The 9,983-nt window shown below is 67.0% G+C and carries 9 protein-coding genes and 1 pseudogene; 8 read left to right on the top strand and 2 right to left on the bottom strand.

What is annotated here, in order from left to right:
- Window positions 1-32 precede the first annotated feature (32 nt).
- The 3 genes and pseudogenes from rimI to OR16_RS28505 all read left to right on the top strand — a co-directional run.
- A complete protein-coding gene (gene rimI / locus OR16_RS28495; protein WP_050983137.1) occupies window positions 33-518 on the top strand; it encodes a ribosomal protein S18-alanine N-acetyltransferase in 486 nt (161 codons plus the stop codon).
- Window positions 515-1,429: a uracil-DNA glycosylase gene (locus OR16_RS28500; protein WP_006161968.1), complete on the top strand. Its 915-nt coding sequence runs from the start codon at window positions 515-517 to the stop codon at window positions 1,427-1,429. Before rimI ends, OR16_RS28500 begins: the two co-directional genes overlap by 4 nt.
- Window positions 1,404-2,287, top strand: a pseudogene (locus OR16_RS28505) (DUF1853 family protein); the annotation flags it as partial. The gene OR16_RS28500 and the pseudogene OR16_RS28505, both read left to right, overlap by 26 nt.
- A gap of 68 nt (window positions 2,288-2,355) precedes the next feature.
- Here the strand turns inward: OR16_RS28505 and lplT are convergent.
- Window positions 2,356-3,675, bottom strand: a complete 1,320-nt coding sequence (gene lplT, locus OR16_RS28510; RefSeq protein WP_006161971.1) for a lysophospholipid transporter LplT — start codon at window positions 3,673-3,675, stop codon at window positions 2,356-2,358.
- A gap of 470 nt (window positions 3,676-4,145) precedes the next feature.
- Between lplT and alr the strand changes: the two genes are divergently transcribed.
- The 5 genes from alr to OR16_RS28535 all read left to right on the top strand — a co-directional run bounded on the left by alr (window position 4,146) and on the right by OR16_RS28535 (window position 8,579).
- A complete protein-coding gene (gene alr, locus OR16_RS28515; RefSeq protein ID WP_006161972.1) occupies window positions 4,146-5,165 on the top strand; it encodes an alanine racemase in 1,020 nt (339 codons plus the stop codon).
- 76 nt (window positions 5,166-5,241) lie between these two features.
- Entirely contained in the window at window positions 5,242-6,603 is a 1,362-nt protein-coding gene (radA, locus tag OR16_RS28520) for a DNA repair protein RadA (protein WP_006161974.1), read from the top strand.
- Window positions 6,604-6,680: 77 nt separating this feature from the next.
- On the top strand, window positions 6,681-7,262 hold the full coding sequence (locus OR16_RS28525) for a hypothetical protein (RefSeq protein WP_006161975.1): 582 nt from the start codon (window positions 6,681-6,683) through the stop codon (window positions 7,260-7,262).
- Window positions 7,263-7,287: 25 nt separating this feature from the next.
- On the top strand, window positions 7,288-7,899 hold the full coding sequence (locus tag OR16_RS28530) for a GNAT family N-acetyltransferase (protein ID WP_006161977.1): 612 nt from the start codon (window positions 7,288-7,290) through the stop codon (window positions 7,897-7,899).
- Between the two features lie 194 nt (window positions 7,900-8,093).
- Window positions 8,094-8,579 carry a disulfide bond formation protein B gene (locus tag OR16_RS28535; RefSeq protein WP_006161979.1) on the top strand — a complete coding sequence of 162 codons (486 nt, stop codon included), beginning with the start codon at window positions 8,094-8,096 and terminating at the stop codon, window positions 8,577-8,579.
- 94 nt (window positions 8,580-8,673) lie between these two features.
- Here the strand turns inward: OR16_RS28535 and OR16_RS28540 are convergent.
- Window positions 8,674-9,983, bottom strand: a 1,310-nt coding sequence (locus tag OR16_RS28540; protein ID WP_006161980.1) for an ATP-binding cassette domain-containing protein, incomplete at its 5' end; no start/stop codon positions are given.

Consider the following 9,983-nt stretch of genomic DNA (forward strand, 5'->3'; position numbering starts at 1 on the left):
GCACCGGGTACGCATGGCCCGAAGTGCCGGTGATGCCAAGCGTGCCGGCGGGCTGGAAGATCGACCGCATGACGGCGCTGGATGTGGAAGCCGTGGCGCAGATCGAAGCCCGCGCCTACAGCCACCCATGGACGCGCGCCAACTTCGAGAATTCCGTCAAGGCCGGGCATATCGGCCTGACCTTGCGGGATAACGGGGGCGTGCTGATCGCGTACACGGTGCTGATGCCGGTCGTCGACGAGATGCACCTGCTCAATATCACCGTGGATCCGGCGCGCCAGCGCGGCGGCCTTGGCCGGTTGCTGCTGGCCGCCGCCATGGCTACCTCGCACGCCCACCATCTCCATACCATGCTGCTTGAAGTGCGGCCTTCCAATGTGGGCGCGATCGAGTTGTACCGGCGGGCAGGCTTTGCGGAGATCGGCCGGCGCAAGGGCTATTACCCGGCGCTCGGCCAGACGCGCGAGGATGCGCTCGTGCTGCGCCGCGCGTGGGCGCCCACGGAGGCCATGCCATGAGCCGCCGCGCCAGGTTCCTCGAAGTGCTCGGCATTGCCGATGAATGGGTGTTGCGCCGCGCGCCGCTCCTGCCCGAGGCCGTCGAGCCATCCGCAGTGGCGGCGCTCGCCGAGGCAAGCGCGGACGATGCCGCCGTCATCGAAGATACGGCCTCGCGCGAAGTGGCCCAGGCTGCCATGGCCGAAGCTAGCGTGGAGGCGGCCTGGGCCGAAGTCGCGCCTGACGCAGGGTCGCTGCAAACCGATATGGAACCGGCGGCGCCCGCCCAGCCCGAAGTTGCTGTCGCACGCATCCCGGCAGAGCCTGTGCTGGCCGATACGGACGCCCGCGAAGCCGTGATTGCCCGCCTGGAATGGGCCGCGCTCGAACAGCGGGTCCGCGGCTGCACCGATTGCCAGTTATGCCATGGGCGTACCCAGACCGTGTTCGGCGTGGGCGACCGCCAGGCCGAATGGATGCTGGTCGGCGAAGCCCCGGGCGAAAACGAGGACCTGCAAGGCGAGCCCTTCGTGGGCCAGGCTGGCAAGCTGCTCGACAATATGCTGGCGGCAGTCGGCCTGGCACGCGGGCGCAATGTGTTTATCGCCAACGTGCTGAAATGCCGCCCGCCCGGCAACCGCAATCCCGAGCCGGAGGAGGTCGCCCAGTGCGAGCCCTACCTGCGCCGGCAGATCGCGCTGATCCAGCCCAAGCTGATCGTGGTGCTGGGGCGCTTTGCGGCCCAGTCCCTGCTGCGCACCACCACACCGATCGGCAAGCTGCGCGGCACAGTGCATAGCTACGAAGGCATTCCGGTGGTGGTGACCTACCACCCGGCCTACCTGTTGCGCACCTTGTCGGACAAGGCGCGCGCCTGGGAAGACCTGTGCCTGGCCCGCGAGGTACATGCCCGTGCGGGAGCCAAGGCCTGAGTTCGCGCTGAGCCCCGGCGGCGCCATCGAGATGGCGCCGCTCTGGCGCCATGCCGCCTCGCAGCGCCTGCGCGAGCTCGCCTGGTGCTCGCTGTCGCCCCCTCTCCTGGCATTCCTGCCGACCGATGAGGCAGGCAGTCCCATCGTCAATGGCAATGCCCCCGGGCATTCGCAGGCAGCGCTCGCGCGCTGGCCGGAAGGGGCGCTGGCCGCCTGGCAGCGCTGGCTGCCCGCTGCCGACCCCGCCGCGCTGCCCCCCACCATTGCGGAGCTCGCCGCGGGCCTGGAGCAGCAACGCGTGCGCGGCCCATCGCCCGCGCCCAGCCTGCGGCTGGGCCGGCATGCGGAGCGCCTGCTGCAATTCACGCTGGAACACACCGAGGGGCTGGAGTTGCTCGCGGCGAACTTGCCGGTGCGCCGCGCCGGCGCGCATGGCGTGCAGACGTTGGGCGAGCTCGATTTTGTCTGGCGCGACGTGGCCAGCGACGCCACCGTGCACTGGGAGATGGCGGCCAAGTTCTACCTGCTGGTCGAGCCCGCGGCGGACGGCGCGCCGCGCGGCGGCGGGCCCGGCGCTGCCGCGCTGGACCGCCATTGCTTTGTCGGCCCCAACCTGGTGGACCGCCTGGGCGACAAGCTTGAACATATCGTGCGCAGGCAGCTGTCGCTGTCACGCACGCCCGAGGCCCTGGCGCTGCTGGGCCGCCGGTCGACCGCAGCGAGGTCTACCTGCTCGGCTGGCTGTTCTACCGCGACGGCGTGGTGCCGGCGGCGATCGGCAGCCTGGGCATCGCGCCCGATCACCTGCACGGATGGTGGTCGACCTTGCCGGACTGGCTGGCCTGGGCAGGCAAACGGGAGAGGAGCGGGCGCGCGAACGTATCGCCAGGCCAGTGAGCTGAACCGGCCTGCGGGTCAAGAGGCGCTTAGTGGTGCTTGTCCTCGCCGATCAGCGCGAGCGAGTTGAAATTGATCATGTTGTGGCGGTGTAGCCGCATCACCAGCAGCATGGTGACGCAGATGAAGAAGCCAAGAGCCACAATGACCAAGCCAATCGGCGCGTTCAGCTTGATCAGCAAGGCGTACAAGCAAAGCATCAGCAATACCGACACGTTCTCATTGAAATTCTGCACGGCGATGGAGTGGCCGGCCGAGAGCAGCACGTGTCCACGGTGCTGCAGCAGCGCGTTCATCGGGACCACGAAGTAGCCAGACATGGCGCCCACCACCATCAGGAAGACATAGGCGATCCCCATGTACAGCGGCATGTGCAGCCCAAGGAGGTTGATCATGACGTACGGCACGGTGTCCTTCGTGTAGAACGCCATCAACATCACGACGCCTCCCATCGCGACACCGAACGGCAATACCGACAGCGATCTGCGCAATGGAATGCGTGCCGCGGCCATGATTGCCCCTACCGCGACGCCTACCGCCACCACCGCTTGCAGCAGCGCGCTCTGCGAGAGATTGAGGCCAAGCGATTTTTCGGCCCACTTGAGCACAATGAACTGGAGGGTGGCGCCCACGCCCCAGAACAGCGTCGTCACCGCCAGCGAGATCTGGCCCAGCTTGTCGCGCCACAAGGCGGTAAAGCAGTCGCCGAATTCCGCGATGAGCTTGATCGGGTTCTTTTCCTGCTGCGGGTAGTGGGCGCCGGTCTCGGGAATAAACAGGTTGAAGATGGCCGCGATCACGTAGAACAGCATGATCACTACCATCGCGGCCTCGGCCGGCGTGTTGATGCCGGTGTTGATGTAGGGGACGTCGACGCCCAGCAGAAGCTTGGAAATGTGCACCGAGATCAATGCGCCGCCCACAACGGTGCCCAGAATGATCGAGCCGACCGTCAGGCCCTCGATCCATCCATTGGCGGCCACCAGTTTCTCCGGTGGCAGCAGCTCCGTGAGGATGCCGTACTTGGCGGGCGAGTACGCCGCCGCGCCGAACCCGACGATGCCGTAGGCCAGCAGCGGGTGCAAGCCGAACATCATGATGGCGCACCCCGCTATCTTGATGGTGTTGGTGATGAACATCACCTTGCCCTTGGGCATCGAGTCGGCAAAGGCGCCCACGAAGGCGGCCAGCACGACATAGGACAGCACGAAGAACAATTTGAGCAGCGGCGTCATCCACTGTGGGGAGTGCAGCTCGGTCAGAAGGGCGATAGCGGCGATGAGTAGCGCATTGTCGGCCAGCGAGGAGAAGAACTGCGCGGCCATGATGGTATAAAAACCCTTCTTCATACTTTGGACTCTGTCTCCATCGCTATCACCGTACATGTCAGGCAGCAGCGCGCCGCTGGGCGCTGTGAATGCCTGGAGGGAACCTGGGCCCGCGTCGTTGTCAAAGTGATGCCGGGGCCGGCCGTGGGATCGTTGCGCAGCTTGCCTGACCGTGTTCGACATATTGCATCACTTTTAAAACATGGCCGGAACGTCCGGCTTTATAACACGAAAATAAGGCGATTCCGAGCATCCACGGGCCGCCGGTTGGACAGCGCAAGCGCGCAGCGATTCCCTAAATGTTTGCCCTAATGTGTTCAAATAACGTCTGTGCGACGCGCTGCGCGTACCGGGTCTTCCCTGATATGGTGCATCCACGCGCCGGGAGCGGTCCGGCCAGCCAGCCAGGCCCCGCGCCGATCCGCCGCGCCGCAATCCACTAGAAGCACACCAGAAGCACACCAAGCACTAGAAGCACTAGAAGCGATCCCATGCCAAGACCCATTCACGCCGTCATTCACCAACCGGCCCTGGCCAACAACCTGGACGTAGTGCGCCGTTGCGCACCCCAGTCGCGCGTCTGGGCCGTGATCAAGGCCAACGCCTATGGCCACGGCATCCGCCGTGCCTTCGCCGGCCTGCGCGCCGCCGACGGCTTTGGCCTGCTCGACCTGAACGAAGCCGTGCTGCTGCGCGAACTGGGCTGGCAGGGCCCGATCCTGCTGCTCGAAGGTTTCTTCCAGCCGCAGGACGTGCCCTTGCTGGAGCAGTACCGTCTCACCACCGCGGTGCATTGCGAGGAGCAGCTGCGCATGCTGGAAGTGGCGCGTCCCAAGGGGCCGCTGGGCATCCAGCTCAAGCTCAACACCGGCATGAACCGGCTGGGCTTCCGCCCGGAGCAGTACCGCACGGCTTGGGAGCGTGCGCGGACCCTGTCTTGCGTGGGCAGTATCGTGCATATGACCCATTTCTCGGACGCTGACAGCGCGCGCGGCATCGCGCATCAGCTTGACGTGTTCGACGCCACCACCGCCAACTTGCCGGGCGAGGCCAGCCTGTCCAACTCGGCCGCCACGCTGTGGCATCCCCAGGCCCATCGCGCCTGGGTCCGTCCGGGCGTGGTGCTGTACGGTGCTTCGCCCACGGGGGTCGCGGCCGACGTGGCCAGCTTCGGGCTGCAGCCGGCCATGTCGCTGCACAGCGAGCTGATCTCGGTGCAGGACCTGCAGCCGGGCGATACCGTTGGCTATGGCTCGCTGTTCAAGGCCGAGCGGCCGATGCGCATCGGACGTGGTGGCCTGCGGCTACGCCACATGATCTGCGTGGACCTGACGCCTTGCCCTAAGGCCAAGGTGGGCAGCGCCGTGACCCTGTGGGGCCAGGGCCTGCCGATCGACGACGTCGCCATGGCCAGCGGCACCGTGGGCTATGAGCTGATGTGCGCGCTGGCGCCCCGGGTGCCCGTTACCGTGGCGACCCTGACCGCGCCCGAGCAGCCCGCGCTGGCCTGAGCGGCCAATTGCGCAGGGGCAGGGGCAGCGCGAGCGCCTGTCCCGTCATTTTCTTCCGCATTCCCTAGGACCTCAGTTGGCCAAGCCCAAGAACGTCTATACCTGCACCGAATGCGGCGGCACCTCGCCGCGCTGGCAAGGCCAGTGCCCGCAGTGCCAGCAATGGAACACGCTGGTGGAGAGCGTGGCGGAGACGCCCTCGACCAAGCGCTTCCAGCCGCTGGCCGCTTCCGCCATGGTGCAGCGCCTGTCCGAGATCGACGCTGCCGACGTGCCGCGCTTTTCCAGCGGCATCGAGGAGTTCGACCGCGTGCTCGGCGGCGGCCTGGTGTCAGGCGGCGTGGTGCTGATCGGCGGCGACCCCGGCATCGGCAAGTCCACCTTGTTGCTGCAGGCCTTGGCCAACCTGTCGGCGCAACGCCGCGTGCTGTACGTCAGCGGCGAAGAGTCCGGCGCGCAGATCGCGCTGCGCGCGCAGCGCCTGGGTGTGGACAGCCCGCACTTGGCGCTGCTGGCCGAGATCCAGCTTGAGAAGATCCAGGCCACCCTGGAGGTGGAAAAGCCCGAGGTGGCGGTAATCGACTCGATCCAGACCCTGTTCTCGGATGCATTGACCTCGGCGCCGGGCTCGGTGGCCCAGGTGCGCGAGTGCGCGGCGCAACTGACCCGGATCGCCAAGAGCACCGGCACCACCATCATCCTGGTGGGCCATGTGACCAAGGACGGCAGCCTGGCCGGCCCGCGGGTGCTGGAGCACATCGTCGACACCGTGCTGTACTTCGAGGGCGACACGCATTCCTCGCACCGCCTGATCCGTGCCTTCAAGAACCGCTTTGGCGCCGTCAACGAGCTGGGTGTCTTCGCCATGACCGAGCGCGGGCTGCGCGGCGTCAGCAACCCGTCCGCGCTGTTCCTGTCGCAGCATGAACAGGTGGTGCCCGGCTCCTGCGTGCTGGTGACGCAGGAGGGCACGCGGCCGTTGCTGGTGGAGGTGCAGGCGCTGGTGGATACCGCGAACGTGCCGAACCCGCGCCGCCTGGCGGTGGGACTGGAGCAGAACCGGCTGGCCATGCTGCTGGCGGTGCTGCACCGCCATGCCGGCATTGCCTGCTTCGACCAGGACGTCTTCCTCAACGCCGTGGGCGGGGTCAAGATCACCGAGCCGGCGGCCGACCTGGCGGTGCTGCTGGCCATTCACTCCTCCATGCGCAACAAGCCGCTGCCACGTGGCCTGGTGGTGTTTGGCGAAATCGGCCTGGCCGGCGAGATCCGGCCCAGCCCGCGCGGGCAGGACCGCTTGCGCGAGGCGGCCAAGCTGGGCTTCTCGATCGCGGTGATCCCCAAGGCCAATGCGCCCAAGCAGAAGATTGAGGGCCTGGAAGTGATAGCGGTGGAGCGGCTGGAGCAGGCGATCGACCGGGTTCGGCATATGGAGTGAGGCTTGCAGCCCACTACTGGCCATGTTCATGCCATTTTTGGGTATATTCCGAGGCACTTTCTAATCGGAGTTCATCCATGCGCACTTTCAACGTCCGCCGCCACGCCGGCGTGCTGGCCCTGATCGGCTGCGGCGCCACGCTGCTCTCGGTGTCCGGCGCTGTCATCGCGGCCGATGCCACCAAGGCGTTTTTTGACGCAGCGCTGTGCAAGCCGCCCTACACCACGAAGTCCGCCACCGCGGTCTACGAGGCCGCCGAGAAGCTCGCCAAGCCGGACCTGTCCAGGCTGGGCGCGGCCATCTACAAGCTGCCGCAGCCGATCGGGCAGGACGGTTTCCAGAGCGATGAAGTGGTATTCGCCGGTACGTCGGTGGGGGTGCTGGTGCAAGGCCAGCAGGCCGCAGCGCTGGCCGCGCGCTACCAGCTCAAGCAGGAGACTTCGACGTTGCTGGGCACTGCCACCAAGGGCTTTGCCCGCGCTCTGCCGGCCGCCCAGCAGCCCCTGCCTGGTCTCGGCACCGTTTCCGTCGTGGCGCGGGAAAGCGCCGCGCTGCCGGGCAAGACGCTGTTGATTTGCGAACTCGTCAGCCACGCGGATGCGCGGGCGCTCGAAGCCTACCAGCGCAGCCGGGCGGAGCAGGGCGCCGCCGCGCGCTGACATCGGCCCAGGAGAAACAGCCACCATGCCCGATCAACGCACTGCGGCGGCAGGCGCGGCCGGCCATGAGCCGGTCGTGCTGGAAACCGCGCGCCTGCGCCTGCGCCAGTGGCGTGAGGCGGATTTCGCCCCCTTTGCCTCGCTCAATGCCGATCCTGTGGTAATGGCATGTTTCCCCGCGCCGCTGGACCGCGCGGCCAGCGACGCGATGGCGCTGCGCTGCCAGACGCTGGTCGCGCAGCGGGGCTGGGGCTTTTGGGCGGTCGAGCGCAAGGCCGACGGCGCTTTCATCGGCTTTGTCGGCCTGCACGAGCCTGCCGCTGCGTTGCCGTTTTCGCCCTGCGTGGAAATCGGCTGGCGCCTGGCGCAGGCGTACTGGGGGCAGGGTTATGCCACGGAGGCGGCGCAGGCCGCGCTGCGCTTTGGCTTCGAGCAACTGGCGCTGGCGCAAATCGTCTCGTTCACGGCGCTGCCCAACGCCCGTTCGCGGGCCGTGATGGCGCGGCTGGGCATGGTGGCGGAAGGGACTTTCGAGCACCCGGGCGTCGCGCCGGGCAGCCCGTTGCGGGAGCACTGGCTGTACCGCTTGCCGGCGCAGCGCTGGCGTGGCTTGCCCGGCGGCGTGCGCGCACCCTGAAGGCGGGCAGCATAGGCGTAGGCGCCTGAGCCAGGACGGCGCGACGCGGTGCCGTGGCCACCTGCGTCAATCCGCCGCAAGTGGCGGCGAGCCCGGCGCGCGGGATTGCGCGGGCATCTTGCGCAAAATCGGTAATAATGTGCCTCGTATTGCGCGCCGGCGCATGTCGCCCGGCCCTTTTTTGCTAGTGAGCCATGCAAGCCAATTCCCGTAGTTTCTTTTTGCTGATCGCCGCGATTTCGTTCGGCCTGGTCGGCTACGCCCTCTACCTGCAGCATGTCGAGGGCTACCAGCCTTGCCCGCTTTGCGTGATGCAGCGCTTCGCCTTTGTCGGCATCGGCCTGTTCTCGCTGCTGGCCGCCATCGCGCAGAACACGCGCAGCTTGTGGCAGGGCCTGGGCATGTTGTCCGGCGTGGCCGGCATCGCGGTGGCGGGCTATCACGTGTCGCTGCTGCTCAACCCCAAGGCCAGCTGCGGCATCGATCCGTTGGAGAACTGGGTCAACCAGTTGCCCACGGCCAAGATCCTGCCGCAGGTGTTCTACTCGGATGGCATGTGCACCACGCCGCTGCCCCCGATCTTTGGCCTGTCGATCCCGGCGTGGTCGCTGATCTGGCTGTTTATCCTGTCCGCCACGCTGGCGGTCGGCATGATCCGGCGCGAGAAGAACTACCGCTGATCAGCCTGGTGCGCACCGGCGGCTGCCGGCGCGCATCCCGGGGGCCGGGACCCCGGCACCCTTCGCACCATCCAACGATCAAGCGATCAAACGATCAAACGATCAGCTCGATCTGCTCCTGCAGCGCCAGCCAGCGCTCTTCCAGCGTGTCCAGCTCGCCGCCGACCTCGCCTTGGCGCTTGAGCATCTCCATCAGCTTTGCCTTGTTGGCCTCCGCGTAGCTGGCCTCGTCGGCCATGAACGTGTCGATCTCCGCTTTGGCCTGCTGCAGCACAGCCATGCGTTTTTCCACCTTTTCCAGTTCCTTGGCCAGCGGCTTGCGCAACTGCGTCAGGCGCTGGCGCTCGTCGGCCTCGGCGCGGCGCTGGTCGCGGCGGTTGGCGGTGGAGGCGGCCGGCGTTTCGCCGTCTTCCTGCGAGTGCGCGGCGGTGGCCGCATTGCGCTTGGCCGCGGCTTGCTTGAGCAGCCAGTCGCGGTAATCGTCCAGGTCGCCGTCGAAGGGCTGGATGGTGCCGTCGGCCACCAGCAGGAACTGGTCGGTGGTGGCGCGCAGCAAGTGCCGGTCGTGAGAGACCACGATCAGCGTGCCTTCGAACTGCGCCAGCGCCATGGTGAGAGCCTCGCGGGTGTCGAGGTCCAGGTGGTTGGTCGGCTCGTCGAGCAGGAGCAGGTTGGGCTTTTGCCAGACGATCAGCGACAGCGCCAGGCGCGCCTTCTCGCCGCCGGAGAACGGCTCGATCGACGCGGTGGCCATTTCGCCGCGGAAGTTGAAGCTGCCGAGGAAGTCGCGCAGTTCCTGCTCGCGGGTGTCCGGCGCGAGCCGGGCCAAGTGCTGCAGCGGGGACTCGTGATCGCGCAGCGTTTCCAGCTGGTGCTGGGCAAAGTAGCCGATCTGCAGGCCCTTGCCCTGGCGCAGCGTGCCGGCCAGCGCTTCCTGCGAGGCGGCCAGCGTCTTGACCAGTGTCGACTTGCCCTGGCCGTTGGCACCCAGCAGGCCGATGCGCTGGCCGGTCTGGATCGACAGCGTGAGGTTGTGCAGGATGGTCACGGGCGGTGCGTCCGGCGCGGGAGCGGGATAGCCGCAGTCCACGCCTTCGAGCACCATCATCGGGTTGGGCGCCGAATCCGGCTCGCGGAACTCGAACGCAAAGCCCGCGGCGATATGCACCGGCGCCAGCCGCTCCATCTTCTCCAGTGCCTTGACCCGGCTCTGCGCCTGGCGTGCCTTGCTGGCCTTGGCCTTGAAGCGGGTGATGAAGGATTCGAGGTGGGCGATTTCCTTTTGCTGGCGCGAGTAGGCCGACTGCTGCAAGGCCATCTGCTGCAGGCGCAGCGTCTCGAACTGGCTGTAGTTGCCGCCATAGCGGCGCAATTGCTGGTTCTCGATATGCACGGTGACATTGC

The sequence above is a fragment of the Cupriavidus basilensis OR16 genome (genome assembly GCF_000243095.1).
GTDB lineage: Bacteria > Pseudomonadota > Gammaproteobacteria > Burkholderiales > Burkholderiaceae > Cupriavidus > Cupriavidus basilensis_D.